Raw genomic sequence first — 25,153 nt, forward strand, 5'->3', positions numbered from 1 at the left:
GGGCTTCGGGGCCGGCCGGTCCGCCGAGGAACCAGACCCCGTCGAATTCCGCAGTCCTACTCCGCCGGGAGGTCTTCCGGGAGGGCCTCCGGGAGGCCGTACGCGTCGGCGATCAGCTCGTAACTGCGCAGCCGGGCCTCGCCGCTGTGGGCGTTCGCCGTGAGCATCAGCTCGTCGGCTCCGGTGCGCTTCCGCAGCGCGTCCAGGCCCTCCCGCACCTCGTCCGCCGTGCCGTGGACGATGTTCGCCAGCCAGCCGTCGACGAAGTCCCGCTCGGCGAGGCTGAATTCGTACGCCTCCGCCTCCTCGGGCGTCGGCACGAGGCCGGGCCGGCCGGTGCGCAGCCGCAGCATCGACAGGGCGCCGGTCAGCACCTGCCGGTACGCCTCCTTCGCCTCGTCGGCGGCGAGCGCGGCGACCCCGATCAGCGCGTACGGCGCGTCGAGCACCGCCGAGGGCCGGAAGGAGTCGCGGTAGAGCTCGAGCGCCGGGATCGTGTTGCGCGCGGAGAAGTGGTGGGCGAAGGCGAAGGGCAGACCGAGCAGACCGGCGAGGCGCGCGCTGAAGCCGGAGGAGCCGAGCAGCCAGATCGGCGGCCTGCCCTTCGGGCCCTGCACCGGGCCGGGCACGGCGTGGATCCGGGCGTACGGGTGGCCGTCGGGGAACCCGTCGTCCAGGAAGCGGGTCAGCTCGGAGAGCTGCTCCGGGAAGTCGTCGGCGCCCTCGTTCAGCCTGTCCGTACGGCGCAGCGCGGCGGCCGTCGCCCCGTCGGTGCCGGGTGCGCGGCCGAGGCCGAGGTCGATTCGGCCCGGGGCCAGCGCCTCCAGGGTGCCGAACTGCTCGGCGATCACCAGCGGGGCGTGGTTGGGCAGCATCACGCCGCCGGAGCCCAGCCGGATGCGACTGGTGTGGGCGGCCAGGTGGGCCAGGATCACGGCGGGCGAGGACGAGGCGACGCCCGGCATGGAGTGGTGCTCGGCCACCCAGTGCCGGTGGTAGCCGCGGCGCTCGGCGAGCCTGCTGATCTCCACGCTGGTGGCGAGCGCCTGGCTCGCGGTGCGCCCCTGGCCGACCGTGACCAGGTCCAGCACGGACAGCGGTACGGGCGCGGTGCCGCGCGCCTCTCCTCGAATCGCGTCTCGAATCGCGTCGCTCACCGTGGGCGGCCTTCCTGCGCAGTGACGAAAGTTCGTATCGGGCTCGGTGGTGCCGGTCCGGAGGTGCGCCGGACCGGCGGAAGGGCTAACAGGAGGGTGTCTCCGCTTATTCCCGCGAAAAAATCTTCACGTCCGGAAGGCCCCCGAACGCCCGTGCGGAGGGCCTTGCGCATGGCCCTGACCTCCGACTCTCCAGTAGGGCTGTGACCGTGGCATATGCCAGAGTGGCGAGCCCCAGCACAGGGCCCCTGAGCAGCGAATCAATCTCGCCAACAGCCGCCCCGTTGCGGGCGCTTGGCGGCTATCGTGGTACGGAAGCTTGCGGTCACAACCTGGTAGGGGGAAACCGTGGCGCTGAAGCCCGAGCCCACCGCGCCGTTCCACTCGGTGCAATACGCCCTGCGTGTGCTTGAGACGGTCTCACGACACGGCGGCGGCGTGACGGACGTGCAGATCGCACGGGAGACCGGCCTGCCCGTCGCCCACCTGTCGTCCCTGCTCCTCATGCTCAGGCGCGAGGGCTATGTGGAGCAGGTCTCCGACGGCGCCTACGTCATCGGCGACTCCCTGGTCCTCCTCGGTTCCGGCAGCACCCGGCGCGAGGCCCTGGAGCGCAAGCTCCAGGAGACCCTGACCGAGCTGCGCGACTCGGTCGGCGCCGCCGTCTACATCAGCCGCTACATCGACGGCGAGGTGAAGATCACCCAGTTCGCCGACGGCCCGCGCACGCCGAAGGTCAACGAGTGGGTGGACTTCCGCTCCGCCGCGCACGCCAGCGCGGTCGGCAAGTGCCTGCTGACGCAGCTCGACCTGAACGGGCGGCGCGACCACCTCTCCCGTCACAAGATCGCCCGGCTGACCTCCCGGACGATCACCAACGAGAAGGTGCTGTTCTCCAAGCTGGACAGCCAGCCGCCGACCGTCCCCGTGCTCGACCTCCAGGAGTACGCGGTGGGCACCGTCTGCGCCGCGGTGCCGCTGACGGCGGGTTCGGCCGTGGGCTGCCTGGCGCTCTCGCTTCCGCTGGAGCACGCGCACCGGCTGCGTTCGGCGGCCGACATGCTGAACCGCCGGGCGGCTCCGGTGGTGCTCTCGCTGGCGATCTGAACCGGGGACGGCCGGCCGGACGGCGCGGACGGACGGGTCTGACCGGGGGCCGGTCCGGAGGTGGTCACGAGCACCCCTCGGGACCAGGTAGTATTTTCTCTGTCAGCAGGCGCCGCTAGCTCAGTTGGTTAGAGCAGCTGACTCTTAATCAGCGGGTCCGGGGTTCGAGTCCCTGGCGGCGCACAGACAGAGGAAGCCCCTCGCGGAAGCGAGGGGCTTCCTTGTTTTCGTCCGCGGTCACGCCTGCAGGTAGGCGAGGACGGCGAGGACCCGGCGGTGGGTGTCCTCGGCCGGCGGCAGGTCCAGCTTGGCCAGGATGTTGCCGATGTGCTTGCCGACGGCCGCCTCCGTGACGACGAGACGCCGGGCGACCGCCGCGTTGGAGTGGCCCTCCGCGACCAGGGCCAGGACCTCCCGCTCGCGCGGGGTCAGCGCCTCCAGCGGGTCCCGGTGGCGGCGCAGCAGCTGCCGTACGACCTCGGGGTCGACGACCGTGCCGCCGGCCGCGACCCGGTCCAGGGCGTCGACGAACTCCTCCACCTGCCCCACCCGGTCCTTGAGCAGATAGCCGACGCCGGTGCCGTCGCCCGTGTCGAGGAGATCGGCGGCGTACGAGCGCTGCACGTACTGGCTGAGCACCAGGACCGGCAGCGACGGGCGCTCGGTGCGCAGCGCGACCGCGGCCCGCAGCCCCTCGTCCTGGAAGCCGGGCGGCATCCGTACGTCGGTGACGACGACGTCCGGGTCGTGCGCGGTGACGGCGGAGCGCAGGGAGTCGGCGTCGCCGACCGCCGCGACCACCTCGTGGCCGAAACGCGCCAGGAGACCGATCAGTCCCTCGCGGAGGAGGACGCCGTCCTCGGCGAGGACGATGCGGAGCGCTCGGGACTCGGAGGCAGCGGGCGGCACGGGATCTCCACTCGTAGGAGGGTCGGCCCGCCGGGCGGGCTCGTGATCGTCAGTGTGCCATCGAGGACGGCCAGCCGGTCGGCGAGTCCGGTGAGCCCGCTGCCCCCGGCGGGATCGGCGCCGCCGTGCCCGTCGTCCTCGACCGTGAGCCGCAGCACCTCGTCGGCGTGGACGGCGGTGAGCCGGGCGCGGCCGGCGCCGCTGTGCCGGTCGATGTTGGCGAGGGCCTCGCGGGCCACGAAGTAGCCGGCGCTCTCGACGGGCGCGGGCAGCCGGGGCAGGCCGGCGTCGATCCCGGAGGTGTCCACGGGAGTGGAGCCGCGGTCGGCGGCGTCGGCGAGGGCGGCGCCGAGGCCGTAGTCCACGAGGACCTGCGGGTGGATGCCGTGGATCAGCTCGCGCAGCTCGGTCAGCACCTGCCCCGCCTCCGTGTGGGCCTTGGCCAGCTGCTCGGCGAGCGGCCCCGGCGGGGCGTCGTAGCGGGCGAGTCCGAGGGTCATGGTGAGGGCGACGAGCCGCTGCTGGGCGCCGTCGTGGAGGTCCCGCTCGATCCGGCGCCGCTCGGCCTCGAAGGCGGCGGCGAGCCGCGCCCGCGAGGCGGTGACCTCGCCGATCCGCTGCCGCAGCTCGGCCTCGCGCGGCGCGAGCAGCGCGCGGGCGAGGGCGGCGCGAGCTCCGGCGTACCCGGTCAGCGGGTAGACGAGGAGCAGCAGGAGCAGCAGACCCAGGAGGGCCACGGCGAAGGCCTCGGGGTACGAGGTGACCAGGTAGGCCTTGGCCACCTTCGCCTCGTGCCCGTCGGCGGCGAGCTGGAGCGGGGCGCCCGCCAGGGCGGCGGGCAGGCCGAGTCCGACGGCGAGCACGGCCAGGTCGAGCGGCCACAGGACGGTGGCGTGGAGCACCGCGTACGCCAGCTCCCGCCAGGTGGCCTGTTCCCGGGCCCGCAGCCGGAGCCAGGCGGCGAGCCCTGGGGCCTCGGGCACCCGGTGCGGGTCGGGCGCCGGGTCGCTTTCGACGAGCCGCAGCCGCCACCGCTCGACGGCGCCGACCGCGACCCCGGCGAGCAGCAGCAGGGGAAGGCCGACGAGCAGCAGGGAGAACCCGGTGAGGAGGACCAGGACGCCGAGGAGGACGGCGCCGCCGGCCGCGCCGGTCGCGAGGTAGCCGACGGCGCGCCATGGCCAGCAGGTGCGCGGGAGGGTCAGGGGGTGCGCGAGGGCTTGCCAGGCGGTACGGGGAGGGCGGGGCTGCATGACGATCACGCTAGGCCCGGGTGCGGGCCGGCGGCCATGGGCCTGAGGGGTGTTCCGGGGTAGGGCCGGCACTACCCCGAGGCACCTCCCGAGGCACCTCCCGAGGGGCTCTCGCCGGGAAAGGGCCGGCCCTGGCGGGCGTATTCCTCGTGGAGGCGGGCGCGGGCGGCCGGGGTCAGGGGCTCGTACGGGGCGGTGGGCGCCGGGCGCCACCAGACCGGATCGGCGGTGGCGAGCGCAGCACGGCGCAGGGCGACCCGGTGGATCTTGTTGGTCGCGGTGAGCGGGAGCTCGGGGACGACCCGTACGTACTTCGGCGGCATCTTGGTCCCGAGGTCCGCCTGGGCGGCGAGGAAGTCCGCGAAGGCGCGGGGGTCGAAACCGGCGCCGCCGCGCATCGCGACCGCCGCCATCACCTGGTCGCCGGAGACCGGGTCGGGTACCGCGTAGACGGCGACGCCCGCCGCCCGCTCCCAGCGGGCGAGGATGTTCTCGATCATCGCGGCGGCCAGGTTCTCGCTGTCGACCCGGAGCCGGTCGTCGGTGCGGCCCGCGAAGTAGAGGAAGCCGTCGGCGTCCCGGTAGAAGAGGTCGCCGGTCCAGTAGCCTCCGTCGCGGAGCCGGGCGGCCTCGGCCTCGGGGTTGCGCCAGTAGCCCTCGAAGGAGCTCCGGCCCCGGTTGACCAGTTCGCCGACGGCCTCGTCGGCGTTGAGGAGGACGCCGGAGGGCGAGAAGCGGGCCGGCGGGCACTCGCGGAGGGTGGCCGGGTCGAGCACCGCCAGGTCGTCGCCGGGCGCGGCCCGCCCGATGGCCCCGGCCGGGGTGCCGGGTGTCCGCTGGATCGCCGCGCCGCCCTCGGAGGAGCCGTACCCCTCGACGAGCCGGGCGCCGAAGCGCGCCTCGAAGCGGGCCGCGTCGACCGCGCCGGCCTCCGTGCCGAAGCCGAGCCGGAGGTGGTGGTCGCGGTCGTGGGGCGTGGCGGGCGTGGCGAGGAGGTACTGGACGGCGCGGCCGACGTAGGTGAAGTAGGTGGCGCCGAAGCGGCGTACGTCGGGCAGGAAGCGGGAGGCGGAGAAGCGGGCGCGCAGCGCGATCCCGGCGCCGGCGGCGAGGGCGGGCGCCCAGTCGGCGATCACGGCGTTGCCGTGGAACATGGGCATGCAGACGTAGTGGGTGTCGTCGTCCCGTATCCCGAAGTGGGAGACGAGGGAGGCGCCCGCGGCGGCGAGCCGGCCCTGGGAGCAGACGGCCGCCTTGGGGGCTCCTGTGGAGCCCGAGGTGAAGGCGAGGAGCAGCCGGCTGTCGGGGCGTGCGGGCCGGAGGAAGGCGTCGTCGGGCGTGGCCGTCCCGTAGGGCGCGAGGAGGTCCCGGTAGGCCTCGGTGTCGGTGACGAGCACCCGGAGCCCGGGCAGCGGGAGCCCGTCGAGGAGCGGCAGGTGGGCGCGTTGGGTGACCAGGATCCGGCAGTCGGTGTGCCGGATGTCGCGGGCGAGTTCGGCGCCGCGGCGGGTGGGGTTGATCCCGGCGACGGCGGCCCCCGCGAGGGCCGCCGCGCCGAGCCAGAGCGGGTACTCCGGTGTGTTGTCGAGCAGCAGGCCGAGGTGCGGCTCGCGCCCCGGCCGGTGGGGCATCAGCTCCGTGAGCAGGGCGGCCCGCGCGGCGGCGCCGGAGGCGACCTGGTGGTGGGTGAGGGTGGTGTGCTCGTCCCTCAGTCCGGTCCTGTGGTCGCCCCACTGGCGCCGTACGAGCTCCGCGACGGTCTGCGTACCCATGCGGCGGGATGGTAGCTGACGCTCCGTCAGAAATGAACGCCCCGGACGGGCGCCGCGACGGGAACGGCAACTGCTGCCAATGGCGCCGGCGCTCGCGCTAGAACTGGACGTCCGAGCACGCGTAGAAGGCGTTCCCGGTGTCCGCGATCGTCCACACGGCGAGGATCAGATGGCGGCCGGTCTTGCCCGCCGGGATGGTCCCCGAGTGCGAGAGGGTCGAGGGCGGCTGCTGGTTGTTGTAGGGGACGACCAGGAAGGGCTGGGTGTCGAGGTCGGCCCTGGTCAGGGTCTTGCTCCCGGTCCAGCCGTTCTTGGTGATGTAGTAGCGGAAGTCCGTGGTCGCGTGGCGGGCGGTGAACTGCCAGCGGAAGCTGTAGCTCTGGCCCGCGGTGACCCGGGTGGTGGGCCAGGCGCCGCCGCGGGGGTCGTCGAGCTGCGCGAAGCGGGAGTTCCCGCCCGCGCATATCCGCCCGTCGGCGGGCCCGGCGGCCGGGAAGCCCTTGAGGCCCTCGACCGACTGCGGCTCCCACTGGATGTCGCCGCAGTTGCTCACGGTGCGGTTGGCGCAGAGCTTCTGACGGCTGATCGGCGAGTCGGTGTAGCCGTGGCTGCTCGCGCTGGTGGTGGCGAGGAGGGAGGCCGCCGCGACGCCGAGCGTCACGGCCGCCACCCCTGCCTTCCTGCGTGTCTTTTTGCGCATGCTGTCGCTCCAGGAGAACGTGGGGGAGTTCTGTGGGCCGTGCTGCACGCGTGCGGGGTCGATGATTCCGGTCTAGACCAAGTTCCAAAGTAGGGAGGGAAGTTGGCCATGTCCATACCAACGGCAGGGCCGGCGTCGGCGCGTCAGGCACCCTCCGCCGGAGCCGTGCGCCCGGTGTAGAACGCCACCGTCAGGTCCTTCACCAGCGCCTTCCGCTCGTAGTCGTCGAGCTCCACCAGACCACGGGAGGTCAGCCGGTGGACCACGTCGTCCACGGCGTCCACGACCGAGGTGAGGACGCTGTCCCGGTGCTTCGCGTCGATCGCCGCGATCCGGCGGCGCTGCATCGCCGCGGCCACCTCCGGCGCGTACTCGATGCGCGTCGGCTGCGCCGAGAACACGTCGATGCCGACCGGTGCGCACTCCGCCGACAGCATCCGGGTCAGCGCCTCGCCGACCGCCTCCGCGTCGCGGAGGGTCGGCGCGTCCTCGTGGAACGCGTCCGCCGGGAGCTGCGAGAGCACCCGGGCCATCGCCGCCTCGACCTGCTCGCGCAGGTACTCCTCGTGCCGGTCGACCCCGAGGGCCGCCCGCACGGTGTCCCGGATCCGCCACACCACCAGGACCACGACGTCCAGCGCCGTGCCCTTCGCGTCCACCGCGGGCAGCGGCTCGCTGCGCCAGTGCCGCAGCCGTACGTCCACACGCCGGCGCAGCAGGAGCGGGCTCACCCAGAGCAGGCCGGTGCGGCGGACGGTGCCGCGGTAGTCGCCGAAGAGGGTGAGGACCAGGGCGTAACCGACCCGGCCGCGGCCGAGACCGCCCACGAAGAAGAGGGCCAGGACGACGCCGAGCGCGAGCAGCGCCCACTGGCCGAGGTGGATGCCGTGGTACGGCCGCGAGGGCAGCCGGAGCATCCGAGCGGCCTCCGCGGGCACCGCGCCCGTCCACCACACGATCGCCGCGCACCCCACGAGCGCGAGCACTCCCCCGGCCACGCCGACCCACCCGGGCAGCACCGGCCCGGGCCGCTCGACCAGCTTCGGATCGGCGGTGGGGGCCGGGCGGGCGGGCGAGGACTTGGCGGCGGGGCGGGCCGGCCCCGGGATGGCGGCCTTGTTCCTGCCGCCGCCCCTGGCTCCCTTGCCGCCCTTGGCGCCGCCGTCCTGCGGCGCCTTGGTCTTGGGCACGGGAACGGTGTCGGGCCCGCCGTCGTCCGCGGCCGTGGATTCCGCCGGCTGGTCCCGGAAGAGCAGGTGCACCGGAATGGACCCGGTGGTCTCGGTCCCGATGACGGTCCGCCGCCGGGCGGTGGTGCCGGCGTTGCTGGTGCTGTTGCTATTGCTGCTGATGTTGCTGTTGTTGCCGTTGTTGCCGTTCGCGGTGCTGGTAGTGGTGCTGCTCGTGGCGCTGCTGCTCGTGTTGTTGCTGCTGCCGTTGCTGCTGCCGCTCCGGGTCGCGGTCTCCCCGGCGTTGGCCGCGACCGGCACGGCGACGGCCTTGACCCGTCCGCCGGCGATCCACCCGAGGTCCACGCCGTCGCCCGCCCGCGCCGCGAGGTCGCGCCCGCCGGGCCGCGCGAGCCCCGTCGAGGGCCGGCCACCGGGGGCGGGCGTCGCCTCCGGATCCGGCCGGGTGGCGGGCGCTGCGGCCGGCGCCGGGGCCGGGCCGCTGCCCGAGCCGCCCGGGCGCACGGCCTGGGCCGCACCCGTCGGCGCCGGTGCCGGCTCGGCGGGCCCGGCGGCGGACTCCGCAGGAGCCGTACGTGCGGCCGGCGCCGGCTGCGGCGCCTGCGGCGAGGCCGGAGCACCTTCGGTGCCGGTGGGGGTCACGCCCTGAGGTGCGGCGGGGCCGCCGGCCTCGGCCGGACCACCGCGCACACCCGTCTTCGGCTCGGCCGCGCCGCCGTTACCAGCAGCCGACACAGCAGGGGATGCAGCCGGGGCGGGCGTGCCCGGGGAGCCTCCGACCGCGGGGGTGGGAGTCGCCTTGGAGGAGGCGGCAACCGTGCCCGGACCGGCGGTGGCTGACGCCACGCCAGGCCGTCCCGGCTCGGCCGACCGCGCCGCGGCGCCCGCGGCCCCTGACGACGGCACCGCACCACCCGGTGCGCACGGGGCAAGCTTCGCGCCCGGCGCGGCCGGGGTACCCGTGCCGGCCGTCGCCGCGACACCGGGAGCGGCCGGGGTACTCGTACCGCCCGTCGCCGAAGCGACCGGCGACGGCGCGCCGACAGCCGACCGCTCGGCACCCGACGACGGCCCGGCACCACCCGGCGCAACCGGGGCAGTGGGCGCACCCGGGGTACCCGGCACGACCGGCGCCGAGCGCTCGGCACCCGACGGCGGCGCGGCACCACCCGGTGCAACCAGCGCACCCGGGGCACCCGGCGCGCCCCGCCCTCCCACGGCGCCCTGCCCTTCCACGGCACCTTGCCCGCCCGAGGCGCCCTGCCCGCCCGGAACGCCTGCACCCGCCGGATCGCCCGCACCACCCGACAGCGCCGACGCTCCACCCGGTCCGCCCGGTCCGCCCGGTCCGCCCGTTCCACCCGCGGCGACCGGCCGCGACACCGCACCGCCCGGCGCGCCCGCACCGCCCGGCGCCACCGCGGAAGCCCCCGGAGCGGGGGTCGGCGCAGGGGTCGGCGTCGGGCCCGGCGGGGCGGTGGGGCGTAGGCGGCCGTCGGTGAGGCGGCGGGCGGTGCGGGCCGCGTCGCGGCTGGCGGCCGGGCCGGAGTCCGGCGGGGTCGGGGTCGATGCCGTCATTCGGTCACCTCATGTTCTCGGGGTCATCGGAAAAGGCGCCGCCAGGTCTCCGGACCCGGGTAGCCGTCGGCCGCGCCGCCGCGCCAGCCCTGGGCCCGCTGGAAGGCCTCGACGTTGCGGCGGTCCGCCTCCGTCCACCGCGGACCGGGGCCCGACACGTAGTGCCTGCCGAAGCCCCGCTTCACCAGTTGTTTGCCCAGCTTCTCCACATATGCGTTGGATTGGCCCGGACGGAAGTAGCCACGCCCGGGGAACCCGCTCGCAGATGCGCTCGATCCGCCCGAACCACTCGAACCGCCGATGTTCCTGCCCTGCCCGCTCACGAGCAGCGCCCACGTCTGCGGCCCCGGGAGACCGTCCGCCTCCCTGCCCTTCCAGCCCTGTGCGAGCTGGAAGGCCTGGGTCGCCCGGCGGTCCGCCTCGCCCCAGCGCGGGCCCGGGCCACGGCTGTAGTACTTCTTGCCGCCGCGCGCGACCAGCAGCTTCCCGAGCTGCGTGACGTACGCGTTGTTCGCGCCGGGTCCGAACTTCGCCGACCCGGGGTACGGCGTCGCCGCCGCTCCGGAGCCGGCGTTACCGCTCCCGCTGCCGCCGCTGATCACGCCCTTGTAGCGGTAGGCGACGTAGCGGTCGGAGTTCTCCCAGTACGCGAGCGGCGTGGCCTGCTTCCGCGTGCGCGGCTTGGTCTGCTCGTACGCGACGTAGGAGGTGTGGGTGTAGTCGGTCCACCCGCCGAAGATCGTCACGTGCGAGCCGCGCGTCGGGTTGGCGGGGTTGTGGAAGAGCAGGATGTCGCCGGGCTGGAGCTCGGTGCGGTCGATCCGTTCGGCGAAGCGGTCGAGGCTGCCGGTCCACTCGTTGGACCGCAGGTTCCAGGCCATGGAGATGTAGCCGGAGCAGTCCTGACGGTAGCCGTCGCTCCAGTAGCGCTCCATGGAGTACGGGACGCCCGCCGCGACCCAGGTCTTCGCCCGGTTGATGATCTCGGCCCGGGTGCTCTTCCGCAGCGACTCGACGGAGATCTGACTGGTCGTCGGGGTCGCGTCGGGCGAGGGCGCCGAGCCGGGGCCTGGCGCGCCGTGCAGCGGGCCCCGGCCGCCCTGCGGGGTCTCGGGGTCCGGGCCGGTGAGGGCCCCGCCGACACCCGCGCCGTCCGCCGAATCCGTGGCCGGGTCGGCCGGCAGCGCTCCGGCCACGCCCGTGCCGCCGCCCAGGACCACGCCCGCGGCGGTCATCAGGACCAGCGCGCGACGGGCCCCGTGCGCGGCGGGGTGGCCGCCCGCCCGGACCGGGAGACCCAGTGCGAGGTCGCGGCGCCGCTGGGCGCAGCCCGGGCAGCCGCAGTCCGCCGCTGGCTCGACTTCTTCGAAGACCGGCACACTCATGCGTTCCCCTCCACACTCGTCAAGATCTTTTCGCGCTCTTGCACGGGCGCCAGTGTCTCAACTGTCTGGACAAATCGCATTTTGACGGATCGAAGGCTCAATACGACCATCCGACAGGCCGGACGGCGCATGATCAGGACAGGAAATGGTCGGGAGCACCCTCGGGCGTGCTGTAAAGTTATGCAGGTCAGCAGGCGCCGCTAGCTCAGTTGGTTAGAGCAGCTGACTCTTAATCAGCGGGTCCGGGGTTCGAGTCCCTGGCGGCGCACGCGAAGGCCGAGGCCCTTCACCATCAGGTGAAGGGCCTCGGTCGTCTTCCCGTTTCCTCTACAGTGTGCGGAACCCCGACCTCCCGCGGCGGCTCCGGGCTTCTCCCGCGGTCCGTGAGCCCGCGGTCGAGGACCGGACCGGCCGGCGGCCGGCGTTTCCCGCCCCGTCGGCCGGCCCCCGGTCGCCCGTGGCCGCCAGTCGCAAGCCTCCCCCCGTCTTCCCCGTCGGCCTTGCCCGTCAGCGGTCCGCCGGCCCCCGCGCGCCGGTCAGGTACGCCGAGACGACCACGTTCGCCGTGTACGCGCCCGTCTTCCGGTCGAAGCTGCCGCCGCAGGTGATCAGCCGCAGCTCGGAGCGGCCGGGCCGGTGCGGGCCGTACGCCTTCCGGGCGTCGAACCCGTCCCTGGGCAGGACCCGGACGTCGTCGATCGTGAATTCCGCGACGCTTCCGTCCGAACGGGTCACGGTCACCGCCGCGCCGGGCCGCGCCGCGCTCAGGCCGTAGAAGACGGCCGGGCGGGTCTCGGTGTCGACGTGGCCCACCAGGAGCGCGGCCCCGGAGGCGCCGGGCCGGGTGCCGGAGCCGTACCAGCCGACGGTGTGCGGCATCTCGTACGGCGGCGGGTCGATCGCCCCGTCCCCGTCCAGGCCGCGGGGCACGACGGGCGCCGAGATCCCGACCGACGGGATCTCCACCCGGCGCGGCTCGGCGGCCTCCATCGGGGCGTGCTCCGGGGGCAGCGGCTCGCCGAGCGGGCGGCCGACGGCGGCGATGTCGCCGGTGGTCGGCGCCGAGCTGGCGAGCGGTCCCTCGCCGGCGTCCCTGCCCCACACCCACAGTCCGAGCACCAGCACGGCCCACGCCGTTCCGGTCAGGGCGCGCCCGGAGGTCATCCGGTCAGTCCGTGCCCTGGCCCGCGCCGCCCCGGCGCCGGGCGCTGCGGAGGGCGACGGCGACCGCGGCGAGGGCGGCCATGCCGAGGCCCAGGAGGGTGTACGGGGTGCCGAGGCCGGCCTCGTCCGCCGTCTGCGCCACGCCGGGCGCCGCGGGCGCGGCGAAGGCGGCCGTGCCGCCGCCGCCCGCGCGGACCGGGGCGACCGGGGACGGGTGGTGGGTGGGCTTGTGGGTCGGCTCGTGGTGGCGCCGGACGTGGACGCTGCCGACGTCGTGGTGGTCATGGCCGTCGCAGGTCACGCTGACCTTGTACGTGCCGTCCTCGAGCCCCGATTTCAGGGTCGTGTCGCCGAACAGCGGGTTCTTCCCGCCGTCCCGGCCGGTGAGCTCGGCGTCGGCGACGAACGCCTGGGACCTGGCGGCACCGGTCGTGCCCTTGCAGCCCGTGACGCGTACGTCGATGTCGGCGCCGGGCGCGGCGGTGGCCGGGGTGACGGTGGCCTGGACGCCGTCATGGGCGAGGGCGGTGCCCGCCGTGGGTGCGAGCACCAGAGCCACGGCCGCTCCTGCGGCACGGAGAGCGATGGGACCTGAACGCATGGTGACCTCCTGGTACTGGCAGGGTCACCCGGTTCGGGCCCGTCCGCATCCGCAGGGGGCCGACCGTGGCCCTCACCTGCGACTTTCAGACCCGGTCGACGATGTCCGCGATCGACTTCACGATCTTCGAGGGACGGAACGGGAAGCGGTCGATCTCCGCCTCGGTGGTCAGACCGGTCAGCACGAGGAAGGTCTGCATGCCCGCCTCGAGGCCGGCCAGGATGTCGGTGTCCATCCGGTCGCCGATCATGGCGCTGGTCTCGGAGTGGGCGCCGATGGCGTTCAGGCCGGTGCGCATCATCAGCGGGTTGGGCTTGCCCGCGAAGTACGGCTCCTTGCCGGTCGCCTTGGTGATCAGTGCGGCGACCGAGCCGGTGGCAGGCAGCGGGCCTTCCAGGGACGGGCCGGTCTCGTCCGGGTTGGTGCAGATGAAGCGGGCGCCGGCGTTGATGAGGCGGACCGCCTTGGTCATGGCCTCGAACGAATACGTGCGGGTCTCGCCCAGGACCACGTAGTCGGGGTCGTGGTCGGTGAGCACGTAGCCGATGTCGTGCAGGGCGGTGGTGAGGCCGGCCTCGCCGATGACGTACGCGGTGCCGCCCGGGCGCTGGTCGTCGAGGAACTTGGCGGTGGCGAGCGCCGACGTCCAGATGTTCTCGACGGGGACGTTCAGGCCCATGCGGGCGAGCCGGGCGTGCAGGTCGCGGGCGGTGTAGATGGAGTTGTTGGTGAGGACGAGGAAGGGCTTCCCGGTGTCCCGCAGCTTCGTGATGAACGCGTCGGCGCCGGGGATCGGCACGCCCTCATGGATGAGGACGCCGTCCATGTCGGTGAGCCAGGATTCGATCGGCTTGCGCTCTGCCATGGGTGCGGGACTCCTGCCGTACGTGAAGAACGGTGTGCTGGGGGCGACGCAACGACGCTGTGGCGACGCCCCCAGCCTAGGTCAGGAAGTGCTGATCCTGACCCCGTCGATCACCCAGTACCAGTTGTTGGAACCGGTGTAGCGGAAGCGGAAGCTGACGCTGGACGCACCCGCGGGCACGTTCACCGTGACCGACTGGGGCTTCGAGACGACGTCGGAGGTGTAGCTCTTGACGACGGTCGGCGTACCGCCGTTGAAGCTCGCCAGGACCTGGGCGGTCTGACTGCCTTCCTGGCGGTAGAAGGTCGTGAAGTCCAGGGTCACGCGGGAGGCGCCGGAGACGGCGTACGCCGGGGTGACCAGGGTCGAGTCGTACGTGCCCGAGAAGGACTTGTCCGCCCACTCGTCGGAGTCCGCGACGGCGAAGACGCCGCGCGAGCGGACGTTGAGCTCGCGGGACTGGTCGCGCTGGGTACGGGACCAGAACTCGTCGGTGGCGAAGGACCAGCCGCGCCACTCCGTCATGCCGCCCGTACCCATCGCGCCGTTGATGACGGACCAGCCGCTGGGCGCGGTGTGGGTGAAGCCGAGGACTCCGGCCGGGATGCCGGTCTCGTCGACGCGGCCGGAGAGGGAGCCGTACAGCGCGTCGAAGGGATCGGTGGAGCGGTCCTGGACCGGCTTGCCGTCGAGGCCCCAGGCCGGGTCGGGGGTGATGCCGAGCTGACGGAAGACGGTGGCGGCGACGTCGACGAGCCGGGTGTCGATCGGGCGGGCGCCCGCGGCGATGCCGGGGCCCTGGGCGAGGACGAAGGTGCGGCGCTCCTCGATGGAGGAGCCGCCGTGGCCGCCGGTGTCGACGTGGCCGTGGTCGGTGGTGACGATGACGGTCCAGCGCTCGGTGGCGTAGGACGGGCGGGCCTTGATCGCGGTGAGCAGCCGGCCGAGGTAGCCGTCCTGGACGTCGATGGCGTCGAGGTAGGCCTGGCTCCTGGCGCCGGAGTTGTGGCCCACCTCGTCGGTCTCGCCGAAGTACACGAAGAGGACGTCGGGGTTCTGGTTGCGGAGGACGTCCTCGGTGATGTCGGTGATCACGAGGTCGTTGACCGCGTAGTTGTTGTCGTAGACGACCTTCGCGTCGGCGCCGGGGGTGACCGTGCCGTACGTGTCGAGCTCGGGCCAGTCGACGGCGGCGAAGAGGGACAGCTCGGGGCGGATCTGGTTCAGGCGGGCGAGGAAGCCCGGGTAGGTGCCGTAGTTGCGGCCGGCGAAGGTGTTGTCCTTCACGCCGTGCTTGTCGGGCCACACGCCGGTGGAGATGGTCGACCAGCCGGGGCCCGAGGAGGTGGCGGCCATCGGGTTGGCGTAGAGCAGCGACAGGCCGTAGGTGCCGTTCGCCATCAGGGACTTGAGGTTCGGGGCCTTGGCGGCGTCGATGCGGTCGTGGCGCAGGCCGTCCATGCCGACGACGAGCACCTTGTCCTGGCTGGTGCCGTCGGGGAGCGTCGGGGCGGCGGTGGCCGCGCGGGCGGCGGGGGCCGTGACGACGCCGGTGGCGGCGAGGGCGGCGGTGGCTCCGCCGGCGGCGAGCACGGTGCGGCGGGATATGCCGTTGAGCGGCATCTCTGGAGACCTCCGTGAGTGAGGGGGCACGCCAACGCCCCTGATTTCTCAGGGGCGTTGGTCAGGTCGGATTTCGGTCCGTACCCGTTATCATTTCGCTACACTTCTGCGGGACGGAAGAGACGTGCGGTGAACTCTCAGCTGCCGGTGGCGGACTTCCACGCGTCCACGTACGACGTGAGGTTCCTGTCGATGTCGGCCCAGTCCGGCTCGAAGACCTCGACCCCGCTCATCAGCCTGGCCAGCTCGATGGCGTTGGCGTCCGTGGCCTTGACGTCCTTGCGGACGGTGAAGCCGCCGCCGACGGAGCTGACCTCGCGCTGCGCCTGCTCGCTCAGCATGAAGTCGAGCAGCTTCTTCCCGTTCTCGCCGTGCGGGGCCTTGTTCACCAGGCCGGCGGCGTACGGCAGGGCGAACGTGGTGGGCTTGCCGCCCTCCTTCGCGGGGAACCAGATGCCCAGGTTCGGCATGGACTTGGACTGGGCGAAGTTCATCTGGACGTCGCCGTTGGCGACCAGGATCTCGCCCTTGTCGACCTTCGGGGCGAGCTTGGAGGTGGAGGAGGACGGGCCGACGTTGTTGGCCTGGAGCTTCTTCAGGTACTCCATCGCCGGCTCCTTGCCGCCGAAGTCGTGCATGGCCTTGATGACCACGGCGGTGCCGTCGCCCGCGACGCCCGGGGTGGAGTACTGCAGCTTGTTCTTGAACCTGCCGTCGAGCAGCTGCTCCCAGGTGGTGGGGGCGGCGGGCAGCTCCTTCTTGTTGTGGATGAAACCGAAGAAGTTGTTGACGACGGCGATCCACTTGCCGTCGTCGGCCTTGTCGGCACCGCTGACCATGTCGGCGCCCTGCGGGGTGTACGCCTGGAGCAGGCCCTTGGAGTCGGCCTGCTGGATGAACGGCGGCAGGGTGACGAGGACGTCGGCCTGGGTGTTGCTCTTCTCGCGGGCGGCGCGCTGCACCATCTCGCCGGAGCCGCCCTCGACGTACTCGACCTTGATGCCGGTCTGCTTCTCGAAGTCCTTGAAGACCTTGTCGTACCAGCCGTCGCCCGCCTCGCCCTTGAGGCCGTCGGCGCTGTAGACGGTGACGACCTTCTCCTCGGAGGCGGCGGAGGATCCGCCGCAGGCGGTGAGGGAGGCGGCGAGGGCGAGGCTGCCGGTGACGGCGGCGATCGGCTTGAGGTACACGGACGTGGTGCGCATGGCGTCGTTCTCTCCTGGCGGTACGGGGGGAGGGAGGGTTGCTAGCGGTACGAGGCTTTGGTGCGGATACGGGAGACGGCGAGCAGCACGAGCAGCGTCGCCGCCATGAGGACCACGGCGAGTGCCGAGCCCGTGAAGAGCGAACCGCGGTCGGTGGCCGTGAAGATGAGCACGGGCAGCGGCAGCCAGTCCGGCGGGTAGAGCATCATGGTGGCGCTCAGCTCGCCCATGGACAGGGCGAAGCAGAGCCCCGCCGCCGCGTTCAGCGACGGGAGCAGGAGCGGCAGCCGCACCCGGAGCAGGACGTAGGAGGGGCGGGCGCCCAGGCCGGCCGCCGCCTGCTCGTACATCGGGTCCAGACGCAGGATGGCGGCCGAAACCGACTGGTAGGCGAACGCCGTGACAAGAACGGTGTGCGCGAGGATCACGATCCAGCGCGTGCCGTTCAGGAGCAGCGGCGGCTGCGAGAAGGCGACCAGCACGGCGAGTCCGACGACCACCGAGGGCACCGCGACCGGGAGCACGAACAGCGCGTCGAGCACCCGGCGGCCCCGCTCGCGCAGCGCGGACGCGGTGAGCGCGGCCCAGGTGCCCGCGGTGAGCGCGAGGAGGCTCGCGGCGAGCGCGGTGACCAGGCTGGTGGTGAGGGCCTGGAGGGATTCGCCGCGCACGGCTGCGGCGTAGTGCTCGGTGGTGGGTCCGGAGGGGAAGGCGCCGGACCAGTGGGTGGAGAAGGAGGCGGCGAGGATCACGAGGAGGGGCAGGGCGAAGAGGGGCACGAAGAGGACCGCGAAGACGGCCCAGGCGCCCCAGCGCCCGGCGCGGCTATGCACGAGCACGGGCACGGCTCCCTTCCGGCGCGGTGCGGGCGCTCGCGGTGCGGGCGCTCGCGGTGCGGGCGCTCGCGGTGCGGGCGCTCGCGGTGCGGGCGCTCGCGGTGCCGGTCCGGCGGGCGGCGGTGCGGCGGGCGGCCGGGCGGGCGGTCTTCGCACGACGGCCGGTGGCCCGGCCGCCGCCGGTCGTCCGGGCGACGAGCAGGCGGTACAGCCCGTACAGGCTCACGGAGATCACCACGTTGACGACGGCGACGACGCAGGCCGCCGCGTAGTCGGACTCGAGGATGGCCTTGCCGTAGACGAGCATCGGCAGGGTCGTGACGCCCTTGGCGCCGGTGAACAGCACGATCCCGAACTCGTTCAGGCACATCACGAGGACGAGGCTGCCGCCGGCGGCCAGCGCGGGCAGCGCCTCGGGGAGGATCACCCGGCGCACGATCCGCAGCGGCCGGGCGCCCAGCGAGGAGGCCACCTCCAGCTGGGCGGTGTCCAGCTGCGAGAACGCTGCGAGCAGCGGCCGCATCACGAACGGCGTGAAGTACGTGATCTCGGCGAGCAGCACGCCCCACGGCGTGGTGAGGAACCGGAAGGGCCCCTCGGCCGCTCCCGTGACGTCCGTCCACACCCCGTTGGCCATGCCGGCCGTGCCGTAGACGAACAGCAGGGCGAGCGTGATCAGGAAGGAAGGGAAGGAGAGGAAGACGTCGACGGACTTGGCCACCACCCGGCCGCCCGGGAAGGGCACGAAGGCGATGACGAGGGCGAGCACGAAGCCGAGGACGAGACAGCCGACGGTGGCCGCCGCGGCGAGCCACACGGTGGTGACCAGCGCGTCCCGGAAGGACGCGGAGGCGAAGACCTCCCCGTACGCGCCGGGCGCCAGCGACTCCTTGACGACCAGGGCCAGCGGGTAGAGGAAGACCACGGCGAGCGCGAGCACGGGCGGCGCGGCCCACAGCCAGGCGGGCGCCGGGCGCCGGTCCGGGCGCGCGGGCGCGGGCTCGGCCGGGCCGGCCGGCCGGCGCTCGGCGGGCGGGGCGAGGGTGCCGGTCACTCGCCCACCCCCGCGCCGAGCAGCACCGCGTCCTCCCGTGCGAAGTGCAGCGTCACCTCGTCGCCGAGCGCCGGCGTCTCGCGCAGCTCGCGCACGTCCGCCTTCACGCGGTGTCGCCCTGAGCCGACGTCCACGTACAGGCGGTGGGTGGCGCCGCGCCACTGGACCTCGGCGATCCGGCCGGTGAGGGCGTTGGGGCCGGGGCCGAGGCCGACGAGGTGGGGCCGTACGCACAGGGTGGCGGAGGCGCCCGCTACGACGCCGGCGGCGACCGGCACGTCGAGGGCGGTGCCGTCGAGGCTGACGCCGTCCGCGCCGACGGTGACCGGCAGCAGGTTGGCGTTGCCGACGAAGGAGGCGGTGAACTCGGTGCGGGGCCGCCGGTACAGCTCCCGCGGGGTGCCGCAGTCCTGGAGCCGGGCCCGGTCCATGACGGCGATCCGGTCGGCGAGGGTGAGTGCCTCGACCTGGTCGTGGGTCACGTACAGGATCGAGACCTCGGGCAGCTCGCGGTGCAGCCGGGCGAGTTCGGCGAGCATCCCGGAGCGCAGCTGGGCGTCGAGCGCGGACAGCGGTTCGTCGAGGAGGAGCACGTTCGGGCGGATGGCGAGGGCGCGGGCGATGGCGACGCGCTGCTGCTGGCCGCCGGACAGCTCGCGCGGGTAGCGCCTGGCGTAGGCCGCCATCCCGGTCATCTCCAGGGCCTCGGCGACCCGTCCGGGGATCCCGTCCTTGGGTGCCTTCTGCGCCTTCAGGCCGAAGGCGACGTTGTCCTCGACCCGCATGTGCGGGAAGAGGGCGTACTGCTGGACGACCATGCCGATGCCCCGCTTGTACGGCGGGAGGCCGGTGACGTCGCGGTCGCCGATGAACACCCGCCCGGAGAAGGGCCGGACGAAGCCGGCGACGGCGCGCAGGGCGGTGGTCTTGCCGGAGCCGGAGGGCCCGAGCAGGGCCATGACCTCGCCGGGTTCGACGGTCAGGTCGAGCGAGTCGAGGACGGTGTGGCCGTGGTACGCGACGGAGACGCCGTCGAAACGGATGCCGCTGGGACCGCCGGTCATGCCCCGCGCTCCTCGTACTGCCGTATCAGGGCGGGGAGTCCGGCGACCGAGGCCAGGACGTCGGTGGCGCCGTGCTCCTTCAGCGCGGTCTCGTCGTGGGCGCCGGTCAGCACGCCGGCCACGATCCCGGCGCCGGAGCGGACGCCGCTGAGCATGTCGTACGAGGTGTCACCGGCGACCACGACCTGCCGGACGTCGTCGACGGCGCCGGTGCGCAGGAAGGCGGCGAGCACCATGTCCGGGTACGGGCGGCCGCGGCCGCCCGCGTCGGCCGGGCAGAGGGTGAGGCCGACGAGCTCCCGCCAGCCGAGGGCGTCGAGGATGGCGTCCTGGGTGGGCCGGGCGAAGCCGGTGGTGAGGACGACCGTGCGGCCCTGCTCCGTGAGGGCGGCGACGGTCTCGGCTGCGCCGGGGACCGGGGCGATCCGGCCGTCGGCGACCAGCTCCCCGTACGCCTCCTCGAAGGCGGTGTTGGCCTGCCGGGCGCGGTTCTCGTCGCCGCCGAAGAGGTGGCGGAAGACGGAGATCTTGGACTCGCCCATGGTGGCGCGCACGTGGTCGATCATCGTGGCCGGGTCCTCGCCGAGGCGTTCGGCCGCGGCCGTGAAGGCCTGCTCGACGAGGCCGCCGTCGGCGACGGTGGTCCCGGCCATGTCGAGGACGACGAGTCGGTGGTGGGGGTGAGTGCTCATGGTTACCAGCCCAGTTCGTTCGCGGTGGTCTCGGCGATGGCGGGCGAGCAGGTCATGCCGCGTCCGCCGGGTCCGGTCACCAGCCACACGCCGTCGCGCACCTGCTGGCGGTGGACGACCCGGGTGGTGTCGGTGCACTGCGCGTACACGCCGGCCCAGCGGCGGCGGACGCGCGGGAGCGGGCGGCCGAGGAGGGACTCGACCACGCGCGTGAGGTGCTCGTAGGGGTCTTCGAGGGTGTCGAAGGCGAAGGGGTGCTCGTACTCGTGGGTGTCGCCGATGGTCAGTCCGCCGTCGAGGCGCTGCACCATGAGCAGCTGCATCCTGTGGGCGGCGGCCGTCGGGTCCTGCGCCTGGCCGGCGTTGAGGGCGTCGAGCGCCTCGGAGGCGTACGCCGGGTAGTAGCGGAAGGAGTCGGCGTCGGCGACCGAGGTGGTGAGCGGCTCGCCGAGCGGGTCGGTCTGCATCATCTGGAGCCGGACCCGGCGCACCGGTACCTCACCGGCGACCTCGCGGACGAGGCCGGACAGCCAGGCGCCGGTGCACAGGACGACGGCGTCGCCGCTGTGGACCTCGCCGCGGTCGTCGCGGACGGCGTGCTCGCCCACGACCTCCCGCACCTCCCGGTCCGGCAGGAAGGTGTAGCGGCCGGAGGCCAGCAGCGCCTCGCGCAGCGCGAGTTGGGCGGTGCGCGGCTCGACGGCGGCGTCCCGCTCGCACCACAGGGCGGCGTCGAACGCGCCGCGCAGCGCCGGGTTGACGGCGCGGGCCTCGTCCGGGGTGAGCAGTGCGTAGCCGCGTGCGACGGCGTCGCCTCGGGCCACGGCGGCCTCGGCGACGGCGAGTTCGAGCTCGCCGCGCACGGGAGTGAGGGAACCGATGGCCCGGAAGCCGAGCTTCGGGACCCGGGCGCCGATGCCCTCCCACAGTTCGCGGGCGCGCAGGGCGGTGTCGAGCTCCTCCCCGCCCGCACGCCCGCTGACCCAGATCTGGCCGAAGTTGCGGAGCGAGGCCCCGCGCGCCTCCGTCTCGCGCTCGATGTGGACGACCTCATGGCCGCGTTCGACTGCCTGCCAGGCGTGCATGGTTCCCACCACGCCGGCTCCTACGACGATCACCTTCATGCCGTTCACGGTCCTGGCGGCGGGTGGCCCGGGCCGGTCCGGACGGCGACGGGACGGTGAACGGACCGACAAGCTTGGACTAGACCCGTTACCTTTTGGTGATCTGCGGCGGTGGACGAAGCATGACGAACGCGTCCGTTCCCGCCGCTACTCCGACCGCTGCTCCTGCCGCCCGAGGTGGGCGGTGAAGCTGAACCGGTCGCCTCGGTAGAGCGTGCGCACGCGTTCCAGGGGCCGGCCGGCGGTGTCCCGCGAGACGCGCTGGATCAGCAGCATCGGCAGCGCGGGAGGGGTCCCGATGAGCAGCGCCTCGCGCGGGGTCGCGAGCACCGTCTCGATCCGCTCGTCGGCGTCACCGAAGGAGATGCCGAGCCGGTCGTGGAGATACGCGTAGAAGGAGGAGTCCGGGTCGAAGTCGCTGTCGAGGCGCGGCGCGCGGGCCTCGGAGACGTACGTGCTCTCCAGCCCGACGCGCTCGTCGTCGGCGAGCAGCACCCGCTCCATGTGCCAGACGGGCTCGCCGACCGCCACGCCGACCTCGGGCGCGAGGGCCTCCGGGCACGGGAAGCGGTCGAGCGAGATGAGGGCACGCCCCGGGGTGCGCCCCTGCCGGCGCACGCCCTCCGTGTAACTGGCCAGCGACAGCGGCTGCTCCAGCTTCGGCCCGGCGACCACGGTGCCCCGGCCCTGCCGGCGGAGCCGCCCTTCGAGCAGCAGCTCGCGCAGGGCCTGGCGGACGGTCTCGCGCGACACCTCGTAGCGGACGGCCAGGTCGCGCTCGGTGGGCAGCAGGCCACCCTCACCCAACTCGTCGATCAGCTCTGCGACTTCGGCCTTCACCGCGTAGTACTTCGGGATGCGGCCGTGCTCGGGGATGCCGGAGCGGATGGGCGCGCCGGGCCGGTCGGGGCCGGGCCGGTCCGCCCCGGGCTGCTTCCTCACGTTCGTCACGTTCCTCATCCGTTGATCGTCGCAGACCGGAGTGAACGGGCCGGTGTACGGAGCGTGACCTACGGGTGCCGTCGTGACCGCCGTCGCCACGCCAGGAACGTCAGCGCGCCGCCGGCCGCGAGCAGGGCGGCCGAGACCGGGGCGAGACGCAGGGCCGCATCCCGTCCCGTACGGGCGAGTTCGGCGTCCTCCGGGTCGCGGGGGCCGGCGGGGGACGTGGGTGCCGGGTCCGGGGTGCGGCCGGTGCCGGGGTCCGTCGAGGTCTCGGCGTCCGGGTCGGCCGGGCCGATCGTCAGCCGGTAGTCGTCCGACTCTCCGACCCAGTCGCCGTCGTCGCCGCGCTTCTGGACGACGGCGGCGTTGACGACGACCTCGTCGGGCGAGGCGTCGGCGCTGAAGGAGAGCCGTACGGGCACGGTGAGCGTACGGCCCGCGGGCACCGCGAACCCCGCGAAGGGCGGGACCGCCGTGGACAGCGCCGGCGCGTCGAACACGCCGACGTTCTCCGACTGGTCGGTCGCCTCGAAGGCGACCGGGCGCCAGAGCCGCGCCTCCGCGTCGTAGAACTCGGCCCGGATCTGCGCGGGCCGCAGGGTCCGGTCCCGGTCGGTGAGGACGAGCACCGGATGGATGTCACGGCAGGCCGCGGCGGTCGTGTTGGTGAGGTCCAGCTGCCAGGTCCGGAGGTCGCCGCCGGCCGGATAGTCCTCCGGCCCGCCGTGGATCCGGGTCCGCAGGGGGAAGTCCGCGGCGTCCGCCGTCCCGCAGGAGGGCACGGCGACGGGGCCCGGAACACGTGGGTGCGCCGCGTGCGCCGCCGCGTCCGCCGGCAGCACGGCGACCGCGGCGGCCGTGGCCGTGGCCGCGGCCAGGACGGCTAGGGCGAGTGCGGTGCTGCGCGGTCGCATGGTGACGGTGCCTTTGCTGCTCGCGGACGTACGTGTCGCCCGCGACCCTGCCATGGCGCGGGCGGGGTTCCGGGGGCCGACGCGGCGTGGGGTTGGAACGGGGTCCATATTCCGCCCGATCAGCCTATGGTCGGAAGAATCACCCTGTTGATGGATCACTTGGGGGCTTCGGGGTGCCTGGGGCGACCTTGGGCGGCGGGCCGGCCTTGGGCCCGGCCTTGGGCGACCTTGGGCCGGCGTTGGGCGCCTTGGGCGCCTTGGGCGGCCAGGATGGCCTGGGGTGGCCGTGGGTGGACTTGGGTCGGCAGCGGGCGGATGGCCTTGGGTCGGCAGCGGGCAGCCTTGTCGTGGGCGGCCTGGGCTGGGATGACCTCGGGCGGCCTGGATGGCCTGGATGGCCTTGGACCGGCAGCGGGCAGCCTTGGGCATGCCCTGGACGGCTTGGGCATGTCCTGGACGGCTTGGGCTGGGGTGGCCGTGGGCGGCCTTGGTGGCCGGGGATGCCCAAGGATCACTTGCCGAAGACCGGGGCGAGGATCAGGTGGGCCGCGCCCTCCGCCACGGTTTCGGGAGGGCCGACGACCTCGACGGGCGTCGGGAGGGCCAGGGCCGCCAGGACCTCGCGGGCGCCGCGGGCGAAGGCGTCGGGCGCGGCGAGCACCGCGCGGCCGCCGAGCAGGACGCGGTCGATGTCGAGCAGCCGCACCAGGTTCGCGGCGCCGGTGCCGAGCACCCGGGCGGCCTCCGTGAGATCGCCGCGCGCGAGCGCGGCCAGGCACAGGGCCTCCAGGCAGCCGCGCCCGCCGCAGTCGCAGGGCGGGCCGTCGAGCTGGACGGTCTGGTGCCCCAGCTCCCCCGCGCCGGTCCTGCCCCCGCGCAGCACCGCCCCGCCCAGGACGAGTCCGGCACCAAGGCCCGTACCGAGGTGTACGTACGCGAAGGACTCGGGCGCGTCAGGGCGCAGGGCGAGGCCGAGGGCGGCGGCGTTGGTGTCCTTGTCGAGCACGACGGGCAGCCCCAGCCGCCGCCCCAGCTCCTCGCGCAGCGGGAACCCGTCCCACTCGGGGAAACCGGTGACCCGGCCGGGCGTCCCGGCGAGGTGGTCCAAGGGCCCCGGCATGGCGACGCCGACGCCGAGGAGGCCGGGGGCCACGGGGGCGTGCGGGGAGTCGGGCCGACCAGGCGCGGCGGGGGCGGCGGGGGCGGCGGAGGAGCTGGAGGCGCTGGCGCGGCCAGGCGCGGCGGAAGCGGTGGAGGCGCCGGGCCCACCAAGCGCGGCTGAAGCGCGCGGGGAGCCCGGCCCACCAGGCGCGGCGGGAGCGGCCGAGGCGGCGGGCCCACCAAGCGCGGCTGAAGCGGTGGAGGCGCCGGGCCTACCAAGCGCGGCCGAGGCGGCGGAGGCGCCGGGCCGAGCAGGCGCGGCGTCGGCGCCAGGCCGACCCGGCGCGCCCGGCGCGCCGTCGGTGCCGGCGCCCGGGCCCGCCGCCCGCCCCGCCGTCAGGAGCGCCGCGATCTCCGCCTGGGCCGTCGACAGGACCGGTTCGGCACCCGCCCCCAGGTCCAGGGGGGCGCGGCGGACGGCGACCCGCTCGCCCGCGAGGTCGAGGAGGACGGCGGTGAGCTCGTCGCGGTCGAGGTGCAGCCCGACCGCGTACGCCGCCGCCGGAACGAGCCGCAGCACGGTCGCCGGCTTGCCGCCGGTCGACGCGCGGCGCCCGGCCTCCGCCGCGAGGCCCTCGGCCCGCAGCCGTGCGGTGATCTTGCTGACGGCCTGCGGGGTCAGGCCGGTCCGGGCGGCCAGTTCGAGGCGGCTGATGCCGGCCTCGCCCGCCGTCCGCAGCAGGTCCAGCACCAGCGCCGCGTTGTGGCTGCGCAGCGCCGGCAGGTTGACCCCGCCGCCACCCGCGCTCCCCACGTCCCGGCTGCCGCCGCTCGCGCCCGCGCCCTCGCTCCCCATGGCCCGGTTCACCGGTCGTCCCTGTTCACCAGGCCATTGTGCCTGTCGCTTGCACTTT

At 74.0% G+C, this 25,153-nt stretch carries 20 protein-coding genes, 2 tRNA genes and 1 pseudogene; 3 read left to right on the forward strand and 20 right to left on the reverse strand.

What is annotated here, in order from left to right; translation table 11 throughout:
- Positions 1 to 56 precede the first annotated feature (56 nt).
- On the reverse strand, positions 57 to 1,145 hold the full coding sequence (locus ACFY8W_RS29955) for an MsnO8 family LLM class oxidoreductase (RefSeq protein WP_391112230.1): 1,089 nt from the start codon (positions 1,143 to 1,145) through the stop codon (positions 57 to 59).
- 360 nt (positions 1,146 to 1,505) lie between these two features.
- Between ACFY8W_RS29955 and ACFY8W_RS29960 the strand changes: the two genes are divergently transcribed.
- Both ACFY8W_RS29960 and ACFY8W_RS29965 read left to right on the forward strand, forming a co-directional pair.
- Positions 1,506 to 2,264, forward strand: a complete 759-nt coding sequence (locus ACFY8W_RS29960) for an IclR family transcriptional regulator (protein WP_385692432.1) — start codon at positions 1,506 to 1,508, stop codon at positions 2,262 to 2,264.
- 109 nt (positions 2,265 to 2,373) lie between these two features.
- Positions 2,374 to 2,447, forward strand: a tRNA-Lys gene (locus tag ACFY8W_RS29965).
- Positions 2,448 to 2,501: 54 nt separating this feature from the next.
- Here the strand turns inward: ACFY8W_RS29965 and ACFY8W_RS29970 are convergent.
- The 6 genes from ACFY8W_RS29970 to ACFY8W_RS29995 all read right to left on the reverse strand — a co-directional run bounded on the left by ACFY8W_RS29970 (position 2,502) and on the right by ACFY8W_RS29995 (position 11,051).
- Positions 2,502 to 3,173 (reverse strand): response regulator, encoded by a 672-nt coding sequence (locus ACFY8W_RS29970; RefSeq protein WP_391111813.1) that lies wholly within the window; start codon positions 3,171 to 3,173, stop codon positions 2,502 to 2,504.
- Positions 3,095 to 4,426 (reverse strand): sensor domain-containing protein, encoded by a 1,332-nt coding sequence (locus ACFY8W_RS29975; protein WP_391111815.1) that lies wholly within the window; start codon positions 4,424 to 4,426, stop codon positions 3,095 to 3,097. The genes ACFY8W_RS29970 and ACFY8W_RS29975 overlap by 79 nt, the downstream gene beginning before the upstream one ends.
- A gap of 71 nt (positions 4,427 to 4,497) precedes the next feature.
- Positions 4,498 to 6,198: an AMP-binding protein gene (locus ACFY8W_RS29980; RefSeq protein ID WP_391111817.1), complete on the reverse strand. Its 1,701-nt coding sequence runs from the start codon at positions 6,196 to 6,198 to the stop codon at positions 4,498 to 4,500.
- A 97-nt stretch (positions 6,199 to 6,295) separates the two neighbouring features.
- The gene (locus tag ACFY8W_RS29985; protein WP_391111820.1) at positions 6,296 to 6,898 is read right to left on the reverse strand and encodes a lytic polysaccharide monooxygenase; all 603 of its coding nucleotides are present in this window, start codon (positions 6,896 to 6,898) and stop codon (positions 6,296 to 6,298) included.
- A gap of 143 nt (positions 6,899 to 7,041) precedes the next feature.
- Positions 7,042 to 8,823, reverse strand: a complete 1,782-nt coding sequence (locus ACFY8W_RS29990) for an SPFH domain-containing protein (RefSeq protein ID WP_391111823.1) — start codon at positions 8,821 to 8,823, stop codon at positions 7,042 to 7,044.
- Positions 8,824 to 9,689: 866 nt separating this feature from the next.
- Positions 9,690 to 11,051 carry a peptidoglycan-binding protein gene (locus ACFY8W_RS29995; protein ID WP_391111826.1) on the reverse strand — a complete coding sequence of 454 codons (1,362 nt, stop codon included), beginning with the start codon at positions 11,049 to 11,051 and terminating at the stop codon, positions 9,690 to 9,692.
- A gap of 194 nt (positions 11,052 to 11,245) precedes the next feature.
- Between ACFY8W_RS29995 and ACFY8W_RS30000 the strand changes: the two genes are divergently transcribed.
- Positions 11,246 to 11,319, forward strand: a tRNA-Lys gene (locus ACFY8W_RS30000).
- A gap of 239 nt (positions 11,320 to 11,558) precedes the next feature.
- On the opposite strand, the gene ACFY8W_RS30005 is transcribed toward ACFY8W_RS30000, so the two are convergent.
- From ACFY8W_RS30005 to ACFY8W_RS30065, 13 genes and pseudogenes are all read right to left on the reverse strand, one after another.
- Positions 11,559 to 12,215, reverse strand: a complete 657-nt coding sequence (locus ACFY8W_RS30005) for a class F sortase (RefSeq protein ID WP_391111829.1) — start codon at positions 12,213 to 12,215, stop codon at positions 11,559 to 11,561.
- 4 nt (positions 12,216 to 12,219) lie between these two features.
- Positions 12,220 to 12,774 (reverse strand): hypothetical protein, encoded by a 555-nt coding sequence (locus ACFY8W_RS30010; RefSeq protein ID WP_391111832.1) that lies wholly within the window; start codon positions 12,772 to 12,774, stop codon positions 12,220 to 12,222.
- A gap of 127 nt (positions 12,775 to 12,901) precedes the next feature.
- Positions 12,902 to 13,681, reverse strand: a complete 780-nt coding sequence (locus ACFY8W_RS30015; protein WP_391111835.1) for an HAD-IIA family hydrolase — start codon at positions 13,679 to 13,681, stop codon at positions 12,902 to 12,904.
- 81 nt (positions 13,682 to 13,762) lie between these two features.
- Entirely contained in the window at positions 13,763 to 15,304 is a 1,542-nt protein-coding gene (locus ACFY8W_RS30020; protein WP_391111838.1) for an alkaline phosphatase family protein, read from the reverse strand.
- A gap of 137 nt (positions 15,305 to 15,441) precedes the next feature.
- Positions 15,442 to 16,509 carry a 2-aminoethylphosphonate ABC transporter substrate-binding protein gene (locus ACFY8W_RS30025; RefSeq protein WP_391111841.1) on the reverse strand — a complete coding sequence of 356 codons (1,068 nt, stop codon included), beginning with the start codon at positions 16,507 to 16,509 and terminating at the stop codon, positions 15,442 to 15,444.
- Between the two features lie 41 nt (positions 16,510 to 16,550).
- Positions 16,551 to 17,348 (reverse strand): ABC transporter permease subunit, encoded by a 798-nt coding sequence (locus ACFY8W_RS30030; RefSeq protein ID WP_391111844.1) that lies wholly within the window; start codon positions 17,346 to 17,348, stop codon positions 16,551 to 16,553.
- 172 nt (positions 17,349 to 17,520) lie between these two features.
- A pseudogene (locus ACFY8W_RS30035) lies at positions 17,521 to 18,399 on the reverse strand (2-aminoethylphosphonate ABC transporter permease subunit); the annotation flags it as partial.
- Positions 18,396 to 19,463, reverse strand: a complete 1,068-nt coding sequence (locus tag ACFY8W_RS30040) for an ATP-binding cassette domain-containing protein (protein WP_391111847.1) — start codon at positions 19,461 to 19,463, stop codon at positions 18,396 to 18,398. The pseudogene ACFY8W_RS30035 and the gene ACFY8W_RS30040, both read right to left, overlap by 4 nt.
- Positions 19,460 to 20,155 (reverse strand): phosphonatase-like hydrolase, encoded by a 696-nt coding sequence (locus tag ACFY8W_RS30045; protein ID WP_391111850.1) that lies wholly within the window; start codon positions 20,153 to 20,155, stop codon positions 19,460 to 19,462. Before ACFY8W_RS30045 ends, ACFY8W_RS30040 begins: the two co-directional genes overlap by 4 nt.
- Positions 20,156 to 20,157: 2 nt before the next feature.
- Positions 20,158 to 21,279, reverse strand: a complete 1,122-nt coding sequence (locus tag ACFY8W_RS30050; protein ID WP_391111853.1) for a TIGR03364 family FAD-dependent oxidoreductase — start codon at positions 21,277 to 21,279, stop codon at positions 20,158 to 20,160.
- 147 nt (positions 21,280 to 21,426) lie between these two features.
- Positions 21,427 to 22,239: a UTRA domain-containing protein gene (locus tag ACFY8W_RS30055; protein ID WP_391111856.1), complete on the reverse strand. Its 813-nt coding sequence runs from the start codon at positions 22,237 to 22,239 to the stop codon at positions 21,427 to 21,429.
- Between the two features lie 50 nt (positions 22,240 to 22,289).
- Positions 22,290 to 23,138: a hypothetical protein gene (locus ACFY8W_RS30060; RefSeq protein WP_391111858.1), complete on the reverse strand. Its 849-nt coding sequence runs from the start codon at positions 23,136 to 23,138 to the stop codon at positions 22,290 to 22,292.
- Positions 23,139 to 23,649: 511 nt separating this feature from the next.
- The gene (locus ACFY8W_RS30065) at positions 23,650 to 25,107 is read right to left on the reverse strand and encodes an ROK family protein (RefSeq protein ID WP_391111861.1); all 1,458 of its coding nucleotides are present in this window, start codon (positions 25,105 to 25,107) and stop codon (positions 23,650 to 23,652) included.
- Between the last annotated feature and the right edge of the window lie 46 nt (positions 25,108 to 25,153).

The organism is Streptomyces sp. NPDC012637, from assembly GCF_042954805.1.
In the GTDB taxonomy this organism is placed as follows: Bacteria; Actinomycetota; Actinomycetes; order Streptomycetales; family Streptomycetaceae; genus Streptomyces.

Bases quoted from the DNA above. Each gene is read 5' to 3' on its own strand.
- ACFY8W_RS29975 (WP_391111815.1), bottom strand. From the start codon at position 4,426: ATGCAGCCCCGCCCTCCCCGTACCGCCTGGCAAGCCCTCGCGCACCCC.
- ACFY8W_RS29980 (WP_391111817.1), bottom strand. From the start codon at position 6,198: ATGGGTACGCAGACCGTCGCGGAGCTCGTACGGCGCCAGTGGGGCGAC.
- ACFY8W_RS29985 (WP_391111820.1), bottom strand. From the start codon at position 6,898: ATGCGCAAAAAGACACGCAGGAAGGCAGGGGTGGCGGCCGTGACGCTC.
- ACFY8W_RS29995 (WP_391111826.1), bottom strand. From the start codon at position 11,051: ATGAGTGTGCCGGTCTTCGAAGAAGTCGAGCCAGCGGCGGACTGCGGC.
- ACFY8W_RS30005 (WP_391111829.1), bottom strand. From the start codon at position 12,215: ATGACCTCCGGGCGCGCCCTGACCGGAACGGCGTGGGCCGTGCTGGTG.
- ACFY8W_RS30015 (WP_391111835.1), bottom strand. From the start codon at position 13,681: ATGGCAGAGCGCAAGCCGATCGAATCCTGGCTCACCGACATGGACGGC.
- ACFY8W_RS30020 (WP_391111838.1), bottom strand. From the start codon at position 15,304: ATGCCGCTCAACGGCATATCCCGCCGCACCGTGCTCGCCGCCGGCGGA.
- ACFY8W_RS30025 (WP_391111841.1), bottom strand. From the start codon at position 16,509: ATGCGCACCACGTCCGTGTACCTCAAGCCGATCGCCGCCGTCACCGGC.
- ACFY8W_RS30040 (WP_391111847.1), bottom strand. From the start codon at position 19,463: ATGACCGGCGGTCCCAGCGGCATCCGTTTCGACGGCGTCTCCGTCGCG.
- ACFY8W_RS30045 (WP_391111850.1), bottom strand. From the start codon at position 20,155: ATGAGCACTCACCCCCACCACCGACTCGTCGTCCTCGACATGGCCGGG.
- ACFY8W_RS30050 (WP_391111853.1), bottom strand. From the start codon at position 21,279: ATGAAGGTGATCGTCGTAGGAGCCGGCGTGGTGGGAACCATGCACGCC.
- ACFY8W_RS30055 (WP_391111856.1), bottom strand. From the start codon at position 22,239: ATGAGGAACGTGACGAACGTGAGGAAGCAGCCCGGGGCGGACCGGCCC.
- ACFY8W_RS30060 (WP_391111858.1), bottom strand. From the start codon at position 23,138: ATGCGACCGCGCAGCACCGCACTCGCCCTAGCCGTCCTGGCCGCGGCC.